Genomic DNA, 17110 nt, shown 5'->3' on the forward strand with positions numbered 1-17110 from the left:
GCCCTCCTCTCTACAGTGCGACACGGGCAGGGTTGGACAGCGAGATGGCCTCGCCCGCAACCTGGGCTTTCACGACCCCGTTCGACGAGCGGGCCACCGTCCACTTCTGTGGATTGACGACCTGGAAGTTGTCGTAGCGGATCACCGGATTCACGTTGGTGTTGCCCGCGTTCGAGACACTCCTGGTCCCGACGTTCGCGGCGGCCGCCAGCGCCGTGTCCGTGACCTCAATGCCCCAGAGGTTCGGCTCCGGGTCCGTGACCGCCCACATCCGCGCCCGCAGCGTCGACCCGACGATCTGCACCCTCACCCGGTAGAACGTCCCCGCCACGTGCGTCAGGTTCGGGGTGTACGCGCCGAGCTGCGTCTCGACGCCGGCCACCCGCTTGCGCAGGGACAGGCCGATCGCCGCCGACGTAGGAAAGTCCACTCGGGCGTGGTAGTTGTTGTTGTCGTCGACCAACCGAACGGCCAGGCCAGCGAAAAGGCTTGAGCCCGTCGCGAGTGCGCTCGTCGCGACGTCCACGTACACGTCGACATCCGCCGCCGGCGCCGGAGCCAGCGTCACGCGCGAGCTACTCGTCGCGGGGAGCGTCACCGACCCCACGCCACTGCCCACCGAGAAGTTCGCCGCGGTGCCGACGACGGTCCACGCCTGTCCGCTGTCCGCCGTCCCCCACCCGTTGCTGACCGTACGGCCGAACGCGTCGACGACCGAGGACGCGATCGCGCTCACGGTGACGTCCTCGCCCCCGACCTTCGCGTCGAACGCGACCTCCCACTTCCACACCGGGCCGACGACCGCCGACACCAGGAGGCTCGTGTCCGTGGCAGTGGCCGCCGCGGCGAGCGCGGAGCCGTCGGTGTCGACGATCCCGAGCACCGGGTCCCCCACCGAGGCGATCCGCCAGGGCTCCCCAGGCGCGCACACGAAGCTGATCTCCCAGGTGCGGATGCCGATCTTCTCGGTGTAGCCCTGCACGATCAGGTCCAGCGGCCCGGGTGGCAGCCAGTCGGGGAGGTCCGTGATCCGGATGAGGTCGCCCTCGGTGATCTCACGGACCGTGTCGATCAGCGCGGGCGCCTTGTGCAGGCGGATCGTCAGGACCGGGTACCGGGCCTGGTCGGCGCTTCCAATGGCAGCCATCCAGTACGCCATGGGCTCGGCCTGGTCGTCGCTGAACAGGCTCAGCGAGACGCTGTCGTCGTACCGGCCGATCCCAAGTGGCGGGTCCTGTACCGACAGCGGACCTTCCGTCACCTCGGCGCGCCCGGATGATCCGCCGATGCGGGTCACGGTTACATCGTTGGTGATGTCCATGTCGTCATCGGTGGGTTCCAGGCGCCCGAGTCCCACGGATCCGTACGGCAGCGTCAGCGTGGGCGTCTGGCTGTACATCGACGTCCGCGACCGGTATCGCAGTCCGAGCCGCTCCCGGTCCTCCACCAGGACCCCGCCATCGGCGGCCTCGGCCTGCTCTAGCTGCTCCAGCAGGGTGGCCGGCCGCTGCGGGCCCATCTGTGCGGTGGCCGTCTGGATTCCAGTGACGGAGATCGGGAGGGCCTCCTCGGAGGACAGGCGGAGCATGCGGACTGCCGCTGTCTCCCCGTTGTAGCCGTCGTCCGACCCGTTCATGATCTTCGTGTCGGTGGCCTGGAAGACCGCGAGGTGGCCCATCACGGTGCCGTCCATGCCGGACCCGAACGAGCTGCTCACGCTACGGACGCGGCCGACCTGTCCGGTGAACGAACCGGTCGCGGAGTGGCCGACGTTGTTGTCGGTGTTGAGCCAGGCGATGTCGACCTGGACGGCCGTGCCGTTCTGCCGGGCGAAGACGCGTACGCGGTTCCAGTTGCCGAAGAAGTTGGGGGCTGTGCCCGCGGTGAGGTTGTGGAGGAGTACTTGCGTCCCGTCCGCATCGAGGACCTGGAGGCGCACGTTGTTCGTCTGGACCTGCACGATGTACCGAGCCCCGGTGCCGGTGGCAGCGATCTCGAAGAAGGTGACGAGGCTGCCCGGCGCGGTGGGGATGCGGTAGACGAGCTCGACCTGCCATGGCCCGGTCCCGGACGGCGGCGGGGGCACCTCTGCCGAGAAGCTCGCGGATGGCTGGACGACGGGCAGCGCCGACGATCCGCCGAGGCTGTCGTCGCTGGCGAAGGTGAGGTTCTTCGTCCTCATCGGCTTCACGCCCGGGACCGGGCTGTACGCCTGCACCGCCTGGTCGTCGTCCTCCATCGGCCAGTACGCGATCAGCGTCGGGTCGGACGGGATACGGCGCCGCAGCGTGGACGCGAGAGGCTTGGTGCCCTGGTTGAGGCGTCGGAGAATGCCCGCGCCCTCGCCCTCCACGGTGATCAGGTGCCCGCCTCGGCTCGTCGCCGAGGGCCAGTCGCTGTACTCCCCAGAGAAGCGGGTCCTGCGGTTGGTGATCGACGCGTCGCCGACCAGCGTCCACGTCAGCCCGGTCGCGTCCACGAACGACGTGGCGCCGATGGCCGGCGCCGTGAAGTCCGTGTTTGCCACGAGCGTGGTGTTGTTGCGCAGTTGGAAGGCGTAAACGCTGCCGACGGGCGGGTCGACCGTCGCGGTCTGGTCGATGTCGCCGATCTGGACAGCGGTCGTGGACGCGAAGATCGTGCCGCCCGTCCCGGGGATCGTGTCGCCGAGCTGCGTCCACGGTCCGGCGATCGACGTGGCGGTGTAGTGGATGAACGCGCCGGTGGAGGCGTTCCAGGTGCTGCGCAGAGCGATGCGGCCGTTGGACGGCACGGGGATGGGGACGGTCGAGGTGGCCGTCTGGGTGTTCGTGCCGTCCGGCGAGATGCGGAGCAGGAGCTGGCCGCCCGCCTCTACGTACATCAGCCAGCTGCGCTGTGTCCCGACGCTGATCCACTTCCCGCACAGCTCCCGCGCGCCCCGCACGCCCCAGTTGGTGAGCCCGACCTCGATGCGCACGTCCAGGGAGCCGGACACGTTCAGGGCGGTTGCGCTCGGCGTGGACGCGCGGTGCCCCAGACCGTCCGGGAGGACGAGCCGCTGCTGCCCGGATGCCACGCTGAGCCGCATCGGCGTGTTCCTGCCGATCAGCCCGTAGTACGGCGAGCGCGGGTTCCGGCGCGAGAACAGCCCGTTCGGCGATTTCAAAGTGATGGCACAGGAGGCCGGATCAGCCTTCGACCCGTCTGCCTTGCGGCCGCGCGTGTGCGTGATGATGTCCCGCGTCATCGCGTACCTCGTGACGTCGGTCCACACGCCACCGATGCCAAACTCCACCATCGCGTCGAGCGCATCCTCGGGAAACGCCATCAGCCAGACCTCCGTCCAGTGAGCGCAAGGTCGACGTCGCCGCCGGCCGAGTTGCGGATGCTGCGGCGCACTTTGCCCATCAGGTAGTCGGTCTCTCCGCGCCCGTCGCCCCGGAACTCGACGACAACCCTCTGGGCTGCGGATGCCCGCGCCCGCGACGAGGCGCTATCCCACGAGCCCGGCGCCGGGGTGTCGACCAGCGACTGCATCGACGAGTTGACCGCGCTGCGCTGCGAGTCCACGCCCTTGATGAGGCCCTGCGCCGTGTACGCGCCCACCAGGGCCATGACCCTGGACGGACTCTTGATCCCGAGCGCGGCCCGGATCGACTTGGACATGCCGCGGGCGATCGTCAGCATCTGCCGCTCGATCGCCTTCTGCTGCGACGCCAGACCGGAGACGAGGCCCTGCGCGGCACGAATGCCCGCCCCGTACATCGCATCGCCAGCTGTCGCCCCGGCCTGCCCCGCAGCCTTGACCAGTGCCGCCTGTTGCGAGTTGATCTGCCGGACCTGGCCCGAGTTGGCGTTCGCCAGCGCGGCCGCCGCGGACGAGCCCTGGTCGACGCCGGCCTGGGCAATCTGAGAGATCAGGTCAGCCCTGACCCCCTTCTTCCGGAGCGCCGCCAGGTTCTTCGCGAAGAGCTGCGCCGCCGCCGTGTCCTGCTTCAGCCCGGAGAGGATCGTCTCCGCCGTCTGCGGCCATCCGTCGGACTGCTGCTTGGTGATGTTGGCCGAGTCGAGGACACCCTTGGCGACGTCCTCGGCGAGCTTCTGCCTGGCCTTACGAAGGCCGTCGAGCTTCTTCGTCGCGGTCTTCGACTTCGCGGCGAGGGACTCCTCCTGCTTGGCCAGCTTCAGCAGCTGCTTGCTGCCGGCGGACAGCTTCCCGAGGGCCTTCGACCTCTTGGCGCCGGGGGCCAGGGCGTCGGCGATGATGTCCGACAGCTTCAGTGATGCGGCCTTGACCTGCTTCGACGACCCGGTGAGGCCTTCGATGAGGCCGCGGGCGATCCAACGGCCCTGCGCCGCCGTGACCTTCGAGGGGCTGTTGATGCCGAGGGCCTTCGCGATCGGGCCCGGGATCATCGACTTCGCCCAGCCGATGAGCTTCGAGCGGATCCACCCGCCCATTCCCTGGATACCGACCCACAGACCCTGGACGATGTTGCGTCCCTTCTGGGTCAGCAGCGATCCGAGGGAACCCATCGCGGCGGAAATCCGCCCCGGAAGGCCGCGCACCCAGGCGAGCATTTCCGTGGCCTTTTTGACCGTGCCGTTCTTGATGGCAGACCAATGCTTGATGATCAGCCCAGGGAGTGTCCAATTCAGGAACGCGCTCGTCAGGAAACCGGGAATGGCCTTGACGAATGCGACCACCCAGTTCCATGCCGAGGAGGTCGCGGACTTGATCGCATTCCAGTGGCTGATGATCAGGCCGGGCAGGCTGAAGTTCATGAACGCGGCAACGGCCATGTCCTTGACCCACGTCAGCTTCGCGACTACCCAGTCCCACACGGCCAGCGTCGCGGACTTGATCTGGGACCAGTACGTGATCACCAGGAACACGAGGGCGCCGATTGCCATACCGATCCAGCCGATCGGGCCAAGGCCGACGATCCAGGCCCAAGCCATCTGGGCTCCCGCGACGAGGGCAGCGGCTCCGATGGCGACAAATGCCGCGCCGATTACAACAGCGGCAGTGGTGAATTCGGTTTTGTGTTGCTGGACGAATCCGAAGAATGTCATCAGCTTCGGAATGACTGTCGTGCCCAGGAAATCGACGAGCTTCTGTTGCAGGCCGCGCTTGAACTGCTCGATCTGTACGCCAGCGTTATTGCGGAGTCCGTCACCGAGCTTCCCCGCGCTCCCGGCCGCCTTGTCCATTCCTGACGAGGCGGCAGCGCTCGCTGGGTCGAGGGCGAGGAGGGCGTCGCCCATCACGGTGCCCGGGTCGCCGAACAGAGCTGTGGCGGCGTTCAGGCGGGTTGTCTTGTCGGTCGTCTTGCGCAGGGCGTCCGTCGTCATCTGGAGGGCCTGCTGGCCGGACTTGCCGCCCTTCTTCAGCTTCGCCGCGACCTCCGACGAGCTGAGCCCGATGGACTTGAACGCGTCCTTCACGCCCTGGCTCTGGCCGATCGCCAGCTCGCCGAACTGACCGAGCGCGTCGGCGACCTGGTCGGAGTCGCGGGCGCCGCCCTTGATGGCCTGGTCGATCAGGCCGACAGCCGTTGCCCCGTCGAGGCCGACTCGCTTGAACTGGACCGAGTACTCGTTGAGGGTGTCGAGCAGGTCGTCGCCCTTGTTCGCGCTGGTGGAGAAGCCCTTCGCGACGATGTCGAGGGCCTCGGTCGCGTTCGCCGCGAGTCCGGTCCGCATGAGCTGGGACACGGCGTTGGTGACGCCGCCGAGCTCCTGGTCGAAGGTGCTCGCAAGATCCGACACCTTCGTACTGATCGACTCGATCTGGCCGTTCGTCGCCTCCGGCTTCAGGAGGCCCGAGCCCATGACCGCGCCGATCGCGTCGGCGGCGCCCTGGAAGTCCTCCGTCACCGCGTGCGCGTACAGCTGGCCGGCGATGTGCCCGTACCGCTGTGCGTCCGGGCCCGTCGCGCTCAGCTGCGCGCCGAGGCGGCCGGTGATCTGGCCCTGCTCCATCGCCTGCCCGAAGGCGTCGATCAGGACCGCGCCGGCCGCAGCTCCGACACCGAGCGCGGCCGTCTTCAGCCTGGACAGCTTCGACTCGGTCTCCGCGACCGCGCTGTCCGCGCCGTCCGCGGCGCCGTCGGCGAGACCATCTCCGAGGGCGTCGCCCGCCTGCTGCCCGGCCCGCGCGGCGTCGGTGCGCAGCCCGTCGAGACCGTTGTCCACGCCCGCGGCGATCCGCTGGCCGCCGCGACGCGCCTGGGACTCCGCTTCGAGCGTGGCGGCCGTGACCGCGTCGACGAGCTGCGCCTGCATGTTGCGCCACTGGCCGTCAGCGCCACGGACGAAGCCGCCGCCGAGCTGCTGCCCGGCCTGCTGGCCGGCCCGTTCGGCGTCGTTGCCCATGGTGCTGCCGGCCTGACGCAGGGCCTGCTCGGCTCGGCGCAGCGCGGGGTTCACCGCGCGGTCGTCGATGCTGATGATCCCGTTGAGTTCGCCGACGGTCAGCGCCATGACTCACCTCCGTCGGGTCTTGGGTGGTTCCTCGGGAGGGTTGAAAAGGCGCTGCATCCGCGACTCGGTGGACAGCAGCATGAGGATGCGGTTTTGGAGCCAGCGCCATGTGCGGCGCTGGAGGATGCCGTCCTCGATGTCGATGCCGTACACCTGGTGGAGGTCGGCCTCGATCAGCGCCCACTGCTGGAGGAGCTTCGTCCAGCTCAGGTCAGCCGGGGGCCTTTGCCGTGTCCGCCCCGCCTTCTGCGCTGGGATCCCGCCCTCGTACCACTCGTAGAGGCCGGTGACTGGGTCCCGTTCGCCGCAGCCTTTGCCGAGGAGCCGCGCGAGATCTGACGGCGCTCCGCCCGGTTCCGTCCCGCTTTTCCCGGGGCCTCACCAGTGCGCCAGTACTCCAGCGCGGTGTCCTCGTCGGTGGTGATCCAGAACATGCAGGTCAAGGCGACGTGCTTGAACATGGACCACGACGTCTCGGCCATGAGCGACTCGTAGGCGTCGCCCAAGCACAGCTTGTACAGGTCGAGTTCCTCGTCGTTGTCGAGGACAGGCTGCTTGGGTGCGGTGCCACCGGCAGCGAGCCGAGCCGCGAGAGAGGTGACCCTCTCGATCTTGATACCGGCATCGGCGGACGGGTCGGGGATGTGGTACTCCCTGGTGATCCCGTCCTTGCCCTTGACCGGCAGGGTGAGGCCTTCGGACAGGAAGTCGTCGAGGGCCTCGAAGCCGTTGGCCACTGTCACGCCTCCGGGTTGGCGATCAGGTCGAGCGCGCCGTCGCCCGTGATGGTGACCTCGACCTGGTCCAGCGCGGTGTGCTCGCCGCCGCTCGGCTCCCACTTCACGATGCCCGAGCCCTCGTAGGCCTCGGGCAGGCCGTCGCGGTCGTACCAGCGCAGGTGGGCCATCGACTGGGAGCCGAACAGCCACGCCGCCTGGCGGAGCTTTTCGTGCGTCGGGGGGAAGACCTTCACCTGGTCGTTCTCACGGCGGTTGATGGTGAACCCGAGTTCCCAGCCCTGCGCAGTCTTCGTGTTGCCGTTCCACCCCTCCGACTCGTAGTCCGAGGAGTCCTCGATGTTGGGGTCCGGCGCCGGGGGCTTGAAGTCCGTGACGCCGATGACGGTCTGCCAGTCGCTGCCGTCCTGGTCGATGCTCATGTCGAGCTGGAGCCTGAAGCGCCGCGCGAGTGCGGTCGTCTCGGTGGGGGTGGCCATAGCGGGTCCTCCTAGTCGATCAGGTGAGCCCCGGACCTGGTCGTCCGGAAGTAGTAGTTGCTGGTCAGCTCCATGCGCTTCTGCGCGTCCTGGCCGATCCATGCCTGTGACTGCCGCCAGGACAGGGCGACGAAGATGCCGCCGATCCGGTACTGGCGGCGGTTGTGCAGCTCGTCGAACACCACGTCGGCGAGGTTGTCGATCGCGTCCGGGTCGCGGCCCGCACGCATGCGGATCTGCACCGCCGTGATCGCGTTGGTGGTGTCGTCGTCGGTCACCGGGTACGCGGTGATACCGAGGGCGCGCTCCGGGGAGTCGGGCATGACGCCCCGGAAGATCCCTGTGTCCGGGTCCTGGACCACCGCGTCGGGCGTGAACACACCGACGCCGGCCTCAGCGAGGAGGCCGGCGATTCCGTCGAGGAGGCTGCTGGTGTATCCGCTCACCGCATCGCCCGCCTCAGCTGGGCGGCGATGATGGCGAGGACCTCGGTACGGCTCGCGTTGAGGGGCTGCTCCAGGTACTTGGCGGTGCGGCCCGGGGCGTGCCGGTAGGTGAGGTCCTCGTGCTGCCGCACCGCGTAGGGGGTGTCGAAGGACACCATTCCGGTCAGCGAGGGCTCGTCCACGCTCGCCGTCCCCGACTGCATGAGCGGGCTCTCGTCGAGCGGGACGAGGGCCTGGGCCTGCCCGAGCACGTGCTCTGCCGAGAGGAACACCCCGCGCGCGGCAGCCTGACGCAGCGCCCTCTCCACAGCGGGTCCATTCCACGTGAGCCGGAAGCTCTGTGCCACGACGCACCCCCTACTGGAGAAAGACCTGCGTGTTGGACGGGACGGGCAGTGCGCCGCCGTCTGCGCGAGCGATCGTGATGACCGTCGTCCGGCGCCCATCGGGCAGCGTCACGCGACTGTTCGGCGGGGGCCGATGATCGGGGCGAGTGATGTACGAGGACCCAGAAGTGACGGTCTGTCCGCCTGGCGAGGTGACCTGCTGCGTCTTCTCGTCGATCAGGCAGCGCACCGTCACCGGGGGCGCGTACAGATCGCCCTTGCTGCCGGACCCGAGGTATGCCTCCACGGTCACCCGGTGCTGGAGCAGGAAGCCGGGGATCTGCCTCACCATGAGGGCAGCACCATCCCGGGCCACGCTGCGCTCGTCACGCCGGTCTGGAACTCACACGAGGGCAGCCGGCTCAGGGCGGCGGCCGCGCGCGGGGGCAGGGCGCCGGCGGCGATCGGTGTCGCGGTGGAGCCGCCAGAGGAGCGGCCCAGGGCGACGGGCCCGGCGGAAACGGTGTCCCAGCCACTGTCCGCGCCGATCGCGTCCCCGGTCTCGCCCCACCACTCGACGATCGCGCAGACCGCCTCGGCGAACGCCTCCGCGACGGTCGCGCTGGTGGGCATGCCGTCGTCGTCGGTGTCGTAGACCGCCGTGAGCAGCGCGTCGTCGAGGGCCTTGGACGCCTCTGCCAGCTGCTTCGGGGAGTCCAGGGGCGCCGCAGCGTGCAGGTAGTTCGCGAGTTGCGTCGTGGACGCGTACACGTGCGCCTGCGGACCCACGGCGGGGGCCGGGGCCACGGACACCAGCTCGTGCTCCACGCTTGCGCCGGTCCCGGTCACCGTCCACGACAGGCGCCAGATCCCGGCGAGCGTGTACGTGACCGGAGCCGTCCAGGCTGCGCCCCCGTCAGACCCCGTCACGACGGGCGTCACGGTGGAGCCGTCAGGGCGCGTGACGACCAGGCTGACGCCCGTCGTGACGTCCGCCGGGGACACCGTCAGCCGTGCCGTGACGAGGTCTCCCACATCGGGCATCGTCACCCTCCTCCGGTCGTGGTGGCCGCCAGGTGCGGCCCGCTGCTGGACGTCGACAGGCCCGGGCCGCCGGTGCTCGGCGTGAGTACCGGTCCAGACGTGCTGCTGTCGAGTTGGTCGGCGGGCCGCTGCCGGTGGCCGCTGAGGGCGAGCGCCTGGGCGTGCTCGACGGCTGGCGTGAGCCGGATCTTCGGGCCGATGAGCGCCCGGTTGATCTCGTGCGCGGTGCCCAGCTGCACGCGCGAGACGGTGCCGAGCTGCTCGGCGGACTCGAGCGCACTCGCGGTGCCGAGAGTCAGCCGGCCTGCTCCCGCCAGGGCCTGCGCCGTGTTGGTCTCGGCCGCCGTGCCGAGGGCCAGCCGTTTCCGGCCGAACAGTGGCTGCGCTGTGGCCACCTCGCCCGCGGCTGCGACCGCACGCGTCTTGCCCCCGGTGAGCGGCCTCGCCGTCGTCGTCTCGGCGGCAGGGACGATGCGGCCGGGGATGGTGAGTGCCCGGGCCGCTGTCGTCTCGATTGCGGCCGTGAGCGGCAGCTGCTTCGCCGCGGTGAGCGGACGCGCGGCCGCGGTCTCGGTCGCCGTGCCGAGCGTGGTCCGCTTCGTGCCGGCGAGTGCCTGCGCGGTGTCTGTCCCGGCAGCCGGTCCCAGCGTCCGCGCCTTGTGCGCGGGCAGGGGCTGCGCGGCCGCGGTCTCCCCGGCGAGGCCGAGGACGCCCGCAACGAGGCCGGTGAGTGCCTGTGCTGCGCTGCTCTCCACGGCGCTCGGCAGGGTCTGCCGCTTGGCCGTGGTGAGGAGTCCGGCCCCAGAGGACTCCTCACCCGGCGTCAGGGCCTGCCGCTTACGCCCCGAAAGCGGCAGCCCGGTCGTGGTCTCAGCCGCGGGGGCGAGGTCACGACGTCGTGCCCGACCGAGTGGCCGGGCGGTCTCCGTGGACTGGGCAGTGCCCAGTGCCATGGTCTTGATCTGGCCGAGGGCCCGGGCGGTACTCGTCTCGCTGGCGCCGACGATGCCCGACGCCGAGGCCAGCGTGAGCGCCGTCTCCGTGCACTCCGCGGTCGTGAGCGCCTGCCTCTTCGCCCCGGTCAGTGGCCGCGCGGTGGTGGTCTCGGCTGCGGCCTGGAGGCCGGTGGCCGGTACGAGCGGGAGGCCCGTGCTCGTTTCGGTGGCCGGGCCGAGAACGAGCCGCTTGGCCGTGCCCAGCGGGCGCGCGGTCTCCGTGGCGGCCGCGGCCCCGAGCGCGCGGGCCTTCCGGCGCCCGGCCGGCTGCGCGGTCTCGGTCGCCTCGCCCGTGGTGAGCGGCTTGGTCTTACGGGCGCCGAGGGGTTGCGCGGTCTCGGTCGCCTGGCCGACGCCGAGTGTGCGGCGCCTGCTGTGCGCGAGAGCCTGCGCCGTGTCCGTCTCGACCGCAACCGGAAGAGCGCGGCTGCGGGCGCCCGCGAGAGGCTGCCCGGCCGAGGTCTCCACCGCGGTGCCGAGCGTGCGGCGCTTAGTCCGGCCGAGGGCCTGCGCCCCGTCGGTCTCCGCGGCCAGGCCGAGGGCGCGCTGCTTCGCGCGCCCTGGTGCTTGCGCGGCCGTGGTCTCCGCGGCGGGTGTGAGCGCGCGGATGACGAGGCGGGTGAGGGGCCGTCCGGCGTTGCTCTCCGTCGCGGTCCCGAGGGCCTTCGTCTTGGCCTTGGCGAGGGCCTGGGCCGTGTCCGTCTCGCCTGCGGTCCCGAGCGCCTGGGAGGTACCGGACGTAGCGACCGCGACCAGCAGGTGGTAGAGGTTCGCTTCGGTGGCGCGCGCCGCACCCTGGTTGATCGTCTGCGCGCCCGGGGCGACGGTCCCGCTCTGCGCCAGCCGGTAGGAGAGGCTGGCCCCGACCTGCCGGGTTGCGTTGGTCGTTCCAGTGGCCGTGGACGTGTCGCCGCCGGTCGGTTCGGTCCAGTTGGTGGGCGGGGTAGTGACGACGGCCGAGCTGCCGAGGATGTCCGCGCGGGTCGAGTTGAGGACGACGCTGGTCACCGAACTGGACACTGCGGCAACTGAGTTAGGGGTGTGGGATTCAGCTGCGGCCGTGACGATCTTCGCTGTGGCGACCGCGTCGACTGCGATGGTCTCCCCCGCGCCCGGCGCGAGTGCGATCGCGGCCCACGCCCACTTCCCGGCGGCGGCCGCCGTGAACGTGGGGTTCCCGTCGCCGGACTGCATGACGCGCCGGTACACAGCACCGGTGTGCCCCGCCCCGCCCGAGTTCGAGTTGTCGTGGACCTCCGTCCACCCGGCCGATCCCGTCCACGAGGTGGAGGCGCCGACCGTGAGGACGACGAGGACCAGATCCCCGGCCGCCCACGACGTGCCGGCCAGGGTGGGGGTGATGGCGGTGGCCGTGGCTGACCCGCCGTTGGCGGATGTGGCGCCGCGGAAGCTGACGGCCATCGCTCACCCCCGGGCTATGCGGCGGAGCTGGAGCGGACGATGTCGGCGACCGTCAGCGTGAAGTCCGACCCATCGGGGGTCATCGACACGTCGTGCTTGGTCAGCGGGATCAGGTCGCTGTCCGTGCCGGTCGTGGTGTCCGGGTCGTAGCAGATGACCACCGCGCCAATCGCGTTGCCAGTGGCGGCCGTCCATGTGACGTCCGCGCTGTCGATGGCGACGCGGTCGTTGGTGTCATCGACAGTCACGGTGACGCTGGTGAGGGTCTTGCGGGTCATGTTGCTGGTCTGCTCGTTGGTCGCGCCGGCGAGCAGGGTCGACAGGTCGTCATAGTCGCGCATCGTCGAGTCCGCGACGAGGCCGCTTGCCTCCAGCGGAACCATGATCAGTGCGTCGTTGGTGGCGGGCAGCGACGCGTAGTACGCCAGCCGCCCGAGGGCGATGTTGAAGACGATGTTCGCCATCGCGTTTCCCTTCAGGAACGCGAAAGGGAGGCCCGAAGGCCTCCCGTATCGCTGGGCTGTCGGCTACGCGGACGCGCCGATGATGTGGATGTCGTAGGTCACCGGGGTGCCGGAACTGCTGTTGGCGATCTTCAGCAGGTCGCCCGTCGACGCCGTCACCGCGTAGCCGACCGCGTCCGCCACCCCGGTCCCGACCGCCACGAAGGCGCCCGGCCGCAGGGTCAGCGTGTGCGTCGAACCGAGCAGCGTCGCCCACGGGTTGGACGATGCGGCCCCGACGACGACGTTGTTCGTGTTCCCGGCCGCCGCCGCGACGATCAGGCCCTTGATCCGGGCGAACGTGATCGCTGCGCCGAACGCGTCGAGCAGGACGCCCGCCAGGTCGAGATCCTCGGTCGCCGATGCGGCCAGGGTGCGCCGGTCGGAGAAGATCCGGTCCGCCTTGCCGACGCCCGTACCTGACGCGAGAGACATCGACTTGGACAGAGACTGCGGCGCGCGGCCAGTACCCATGTCGAGCGCGTTGGTCAGCTCGCCGTACGCGCTGACCGCGAGCATTGCTCCAGAGAGAGGCATGTCCGATCCCCTCTCAGGTCGCGATGACGAGCGGCACGGCCCGCTTGAAGGCGGGCGTGGCGATCGTCGCCGGGGCGGTGGCCGTAAGACCGGAGCCGGACGTCTGGGAGAGGTTGCCCTCGCCCGTCAGGACAGGCTTCGCTCCGAGCGTGCCGACCAGCGTCGGAACCGTGGACGCGGCGACCGACAGCGCCGCGTAGTAGATCCCGGACTTGGTGATCCGCTGCGCCGTGGCCAGCGCGAACGTCTTCGCCGTGTCGGCCGCCCACGCCTCGCTGGTCCTGTCCGTGGACTGCGCGAGCAGCGCGCCCGCCCCGCTGTACAGGGCCGCGAACTGGTTCGTCAGCGTGGCGCCTGCGGTGCCCGCGCTGATGAACGTCAGGTTGCTGACCACGTCGCCGTCCTGGAGGTACAGGGCGACAGAGCACAGGACGCCCGTGGCCGCTGCGGCCACGTCGTCGAGACCCGTGCGGGGGAGGTTCGCCCGGTGGAACAGAGCCTCGGGGTCGGGGCGGCCGGCGGTGTTCAGCCAGCCGAGTTCGTTGCGGGGGTTCCCGCGGAATGCGCCGAGGACGGTCACTTCTCGTCTCCCTGCTTCTGCTCGCCGCGGGCGAGGATCGACTTGCGGGCCTTGCCGTCGCGTTCGGCGGCGATGACGCGGTCGTACTCGGCGTCGCTGTCGCTGTCCTTGTTGGCCAGCGAGTCGAGGTAGGCGAGGACCTCGTCCTGGTTGTGCTTGGACGGGTCGTACTCCGTGGCCGGGGTGATGGCCGCCGGGGGCTGCGGGTTGTCCTCCGCTTCCGGGCCGCCCTCGGGGGTGAGGGCGTAGCCCTGGCGACGGAAGTACTCGATGGCCGCCCGGCCGTCCTTCGTGGAGTCGTCCACGTGGCCAGTGCCCTTGGAGAACTGCACGCCCACGGACTCGCCGCTGAACGTACGGACGGGGGCTTCGACGGTGTACCTGTTCGTCATGTCGGTCACCGCACCTTCACGTTGCGCAGGACGCCGCAGGCCTTGGTGTTGCGGAGGACCGCAGCGACCGGGCCCATCTCGACCTCGCCGGTCTTGACCGCGCCCGGCTGTGAGAAGTCCGGCAGGTAGGTCTCGACGAGCGGGGTGCCCGCCATCGAGGCGCCGTGGAACGCGTCCAGGCCGAGGCTCACGGCGTAGATGTCGGTGAGGCCGGTGATGTTGCCGCCGCCGCCCGCTCCGTCTGCGTCGCGCGTCTGGATCGGGATGATCGGGGCCGAGCCGTCGGCACGGTCGCCGAGGTCGACGAGGACCCAGTCGCCGTACTTCTCGATCAGCATGCCGAGGGCGTCGCGCTCCGAGGTGTACTGCGAGGCGCGGCGGGCCAGGGACTTGATGCGGGAGATCGACTTCGTGTTGCCGAGGATCCCCTTGACGCCGGCCGGGATGGAGCCGTCCGCGCCCTGGTCTCCGGAGCCGGTCTGCGAGCCCATGATCCGCGACAGGAAGTCGTCGAACGCGTCGAACGCGCTCATGGCGATGTCCTCGGTGGTCACCGTCGCCGGGGACCAGTCGAGGTACCCCGCGGTGATGCCTTCGTTGACCGGCAGGTACTCCGTGGACTGCCCGGTCAGCGCCTTGTCCAGGCCGTCGAAGCCTGCGTCGTCGACGGCGGTGTCGCCGAGGATCAGTTCCTGCTGGAAGCGGGTCCGCATCGAGGTCAGCTTCTGTGCGAGCTGGAACGAGATTTCGTTCGAGGCGGCCGGGCCGAGGTTGGCCAGCTTCCGGTCGACAGTGAACGCACCACCGAGAGGGTGCAGGTCGACGGTCTTCCGCTCCCTGCTCGCCTGGTTGGGGACGTACTCCTCGTTGAACCGGCGGAAGCTGGCCGCCGAGGCGGCGAGCAGCCGGGTGTACCCGTAGGTGAGGGAGCCGCCGCCCGTGCCCGGGGTGACGGTGTCATCCCACACCATGTTCCGGAACAGCCACGAGTTGCGGCGGAGGTTGTCGATGACGGCGAAGTCGATGTCCGCCTGAGTGTTGAGCGCCGCCTGGGCGAGCGTCACGGGCATGGGTTACTCCTGAAGGTCAGGTCTGGTAGTGGTTCGAGATCGCCCCTGCGAGCGATCCGGAGCGCTTCTTCGCGGCTCCCTCACCCGTCCCGCCGGACAGGTCGCCGCCGGACTTCCCGGCGGGCTGAGCAGTGCCGAACGCGGTGGAGTTCTCCTTCAGCGCGTCCTTGATCGCGGTGTCGAGCGCGGTGGTGAAGCCCTTTTCGGAGGGGTCGAGTTCGGCGATCTCGCGGAGGAAGGACCGGGAGTCGAGGAGCGCGCCGGCCTTCGCCTGGAGCTTCTCGGCCCGCGACCAGACGGCGAGCTCGACGTCCTTCGCGCGGAGCGCCGCGTCCCTCTCGCTGATCGTGGTGTCCTTCTGCGCGATGGCGTCCGCAAGTGCCTTCGGGTCCGGCGGCGCGTCGTCCTTCACGAATCCGAGCGCCTTGCCGAGCTGCTTGGTGATGGCCGAGACCGCGTCGTCCGCGGCCTGCTTCTTCGCGTCCGTACGGGCCTTCCCGGCGTCCTTGCGGGCGTCGGCGAGTTCCTTCTCCAGCCGCTTGACCGTGGCCGCGAGGTCATCGCCCCCGTCCTTGCCCTGGCCGGTGTCCTTGCCGGAGCCACCTCCGGTGCCCGCGCCGCCCTGGCCGCCGTCACCGCCGCCCGAGCTCCCGCCGTCGCCGGTTCCACCGCCTCCGTCACCGCCCCCGTCGCCGCTGCCGGATCCGGAGCCGTCGCCGTCCCCTCCGTCCGCGTACAGGAACGGGGAGAAAGGGCCGTGGCCGTACGGGTGCGCCCAGCCGCCCCCCGCGAGTCGGGGCAGAGTCTTCTTCCGCATGCGCCCTCCAAGGGCAGGTGTCGCCCGCGCCTGGCGGGCATTGGGGGTTCGGGCCGCAACCTGGCGTGCCCGTGGTGGTGCTGTGTGGCCCGCGCCTGGCGGACCTTCAGGAGTGACCCGCACCAGGCGGATCGGTGTCCCCGGCCGCGCCCGGCGGCCGGAAGTCTCAGCGGGCGCCCGCGAGCTGCTCGCGGTGGCCCTTGCGCGGGAGCCCGGTCTCGGCGACCAAGGCGCGGATCCGGCCCTGGTAGGCGCGGACCTTCGCGTTCGCGGCCGCCTTCTTCTGGTCGTCCATCGCCCCGGCGGCCTCGCGCTTCCACTTGCGGACCTGCCGCTCTAGGTAGCGCTGCTGCTGTGACTGCTCGTACGTCGCACGCGTCCGCTCTGCCTTCGGAGGCAGCGGCTTGGTGACGCCTGGCAGGTAGATCGAGATGGAGTGCCGGCAGTTCGGATGCATCAGCCCAGCCGCGCGGGCCTCCGGGAGGGACCCGGCGACGTGGACGCGGACCATGCGGTCGTCCTCCGTCGCGTGCTCCATCTCCTCGACGCCGGCCCCGGCCGCGCCCTCCCGGCGGAGGATCTTCCCCTCCCACGGCTTGCACCGCGGGCACTCCTCCGGGGCGTCAGAGACCACGACGAGGTCGATCCCCGCAGCACCGAGCCGGTCGGTGTGCGCCTGCACCGCCGCCCGTCCGAGCGCGGACCGACTGGCCATCTCCGCGTACGAGGTGAGGTTCCAGGCGCGGCCGGATCGGTCCACGAATCCCGTGACCCCGCGGCCGGCGAATTTCGCGAGGGCCTGCTCGGCCGCTTGCCGCCGTGTCGTAGCTCCGAGCAGCGGCGCCGCTGATGCCTCGGCGATCACCTGGCGGTATACGTCCAGCCCGGTCCGCAGGATTCGCGCGTGCGTCGCCCCTGTCTCCGAGACGAGCGCGGCGGCGAGCCGGTCCACGGCCGGAGCTGTCGGCAGCGCCTCGGCCGCCGCGAGTGCGGGACCGGTCGCGACCGCGCCGAGTTCGAGCACTGCCGCCTGCTGCCCGCGGTCGTACGCCTCGGCGACGGCCTTGTGGATCGCTCCGGACGCGTTGGTCTGGAGTACGGAGATGATCTCGTCGATCGCACTGCGCAGGTTCCCGAGCGCGGCGAGCTTCAGCTCCACCCACAGCGGCGAGTCGATGCCCTCGGCCAGCGCGCGCGTGACTTTCTCGATCAGGGCAAGTTCGGCCTGCTCGTACAGCGTGGACACCGCAGCCGCGAGGTCCTCGGCCATGTCGGGGCTGACGGCCATCCGGTC

General features: G+C 70.3%; 17 protein-coding genes. All 17 read right to left on the reverse strand.

Translation table 11 applies throughout. The features are described 5' to 3' along the window. Positions 1-10: 10 nt before the first annotated feature. Complete coding sequence (locus OHB41_RS20895; protein ID WP_266699742.1) at positions 11-3310, reverse strand: hypothetical protein; 3300 nt, start codon at positions 3308-3310, stop codon at positions 11-13. After that, on the reverse strand, positions 3310-6468 hold the full coding sequence (locus OHB41_RS20900) for a phage tail tape measure protein (RefSeq protein WP_266699743.1): 3159 nt from the start codon (positions 6466-6468) through the stop codon (positions 3310-3312). The genes OHB41_RS20895 and OHB41_RS20900 overlap by 1 nt, the downstream gene beginning before the upstream one ends. 3 nt (positions 6469-6471) lie before the next feature. Further along, complete coding sequence (locus OHB41_RS20905) at positions 6472-6621, reverse strand: hypothetical protein (protein ID WP_266699744.1); 150 nt, start codon at positions 6619-6621, stop codon at positions 6472-6474. Between the two features lie 53 nt (positions 6622-6674). Beyond that, positions 6675-7211, reverse strand: a complete 537-nt coding sequence (locus OHB41_RS20910) for a DUF7426 family protein (RefSeq protein WP_266699745.1) — start codon at positions 7209-7211, stop codon at positions 6675-6677. Then, a complete protein-coding gene (locus tag OHB41_RS20915) occupies positions 7208-7684 on the reverse strand; it encodes a phage tail tube protein (protein WP_266699746.1) in 477 nt (158 codons plus the stop codon). Before OHB41_RS20915 ends, OHB41_RS20910 begins: the two co-directional genes overlap by 4 nt. 11 nt (positions 7685-7695) lie before the next feature. Beyond that, a complete protein-coding gene (locus OHB41_RS20920) occupies positions 7696-8130 on the reverse strand; it encodes a minor capsid protein (RefSeq protein ID WP_266699747.1) in 435 nt (144 codons plus the stop codon). Continuing rightward, entirely contained in the window at positions 8127-8477 is a 351-nt protein-coding gene (locus OHB41_RS20925) for a hypothetical protein (protein WP_266699748.1), read from the reverse strand. The genes OHB41_RS20920 and OHB41_RS20925 overlap by 4 nt, the downstream gene beginning before the upstream one ends. Positions 8478-8487: 10 nt before the next feature. Beyond that, positions 8488-8808, reverse strand: a complete 321-nt coding sequence (locus OHB41_RS20930; protein ID WP_266699749.1) for a hypothetical protein — start codon at positions 8806-8808, stop codon at positions 8488-8490. Further along, a complete protein-coding gene (locus OHB41_RS20935) occupies positions 8802-9500 on the reverse strand; it encodes a hypothetical protein (protein WP_266699750.1) in 699 nt (232 codons plus the stop codon). Before OHB41_RS20935 ends, OHB41_RS20930 begins: the two co-directional genes overlap by 7 nt. A gap of 2 nt (positions 9501-9502) precedes the next feature. Next, positions 9503-11917: a hypothetical protein gene (locus OHB41_RS20940; protein WP_266699751.1), complete on the reverse strand. Its 2415-nt coding sequence runs from the start codon at positions 11915-11917 to the stop codon at positions 9503-9505. A 14-nt stretch (positions 11918-11931) separates the two neighbouring features. Next, positions 11932-12381 (reverse strand): hypothetical protein, encoded by a 450-nt coding sequence (locus OHB41_RS20945; RefSeq protein WP_266699752.1) that lies wholly within the window; start codon positions 12379-12381, stop codon positions 11932-11934. 63 nt (positions 12382-12444) lie between these two features. Next, entirely contained in the window at positions 12445-12957 is a 513-nt protein-coding gene (locus tag OHB41_RS20950) for a hypothetical protein (RefSeq protein WP_266699753.1), read from the reverse strand. Between the two features lie 13 nt (positions 12958-12970). Beyond that, positions 12971-13537: a hypothetical protein gene (locus OHB41_RS20955; RefSeq protein ID WP_266699754.1), complete on the reverse strand. Its 567-nt coding sequence runs from the start codon at positions 13535-13537 to the stop codon at positions 12971-12973. Then, positions 13534-13929, reverse strand: a complete 396-nt coding sequence (locus OHB41_RS20960) for a hypothetical protein (protein ID WP_266699755.1) — start codon at positions 13927-13929, stop codon at positions 13534-13536. The genes OHB41_RS20955 and OHB41_RS20960 overlap by 4 nt, the downstream gene beginning before the upstream one ends. 5 nt (positions 13930-13934) lie before the next feature. Next, on the reverse strand, positions 13935-14999 hold the full coding sequence (locus tag OHB41_RS20965; RefSeq protein WP_266699756.1) for a major capsid protein: 1065 nt from the start codon (positions 14997-14999) through the stop codon (positions 13935-13937). A 16-nt stretch (positions 15000-15015) separates the two neighbouring features. Further along, on the reverse strand, positions 15016-15816 hold the full coding sequence (locus tag OHB41_RS20970) for a hypothetical protein (protein WP_266699757.1): 801 nt from the start codon (positions 15814-15816) through the stop codon (positions 15016-15018). A gap of 166 nt (positions 15817-15982) precedes the next feature. Beyond that, the gene (locus tag OHB41_RS20975) at positions 15983-17104 is read right to left on the reverse strand and encodes a phage minor capsid protein (RefSeq protein ID WP_266699758.1); all 1122 of its coding nucleotides are present in this window, start codon (positions 17102-17104) and stop codon (positions 15983-15985) included. Positions 17105-17110: the final 6 nt, after the last annotated feature.

It is taken from the genome of Streptomyces sp. NBC_01571, assembly GCF_026339875.1.
Lineage (GTDB): Bacteria > Actinomycetota > Actinomycetes > Streptomycetales > Streptomycetaceae > Streptomyces.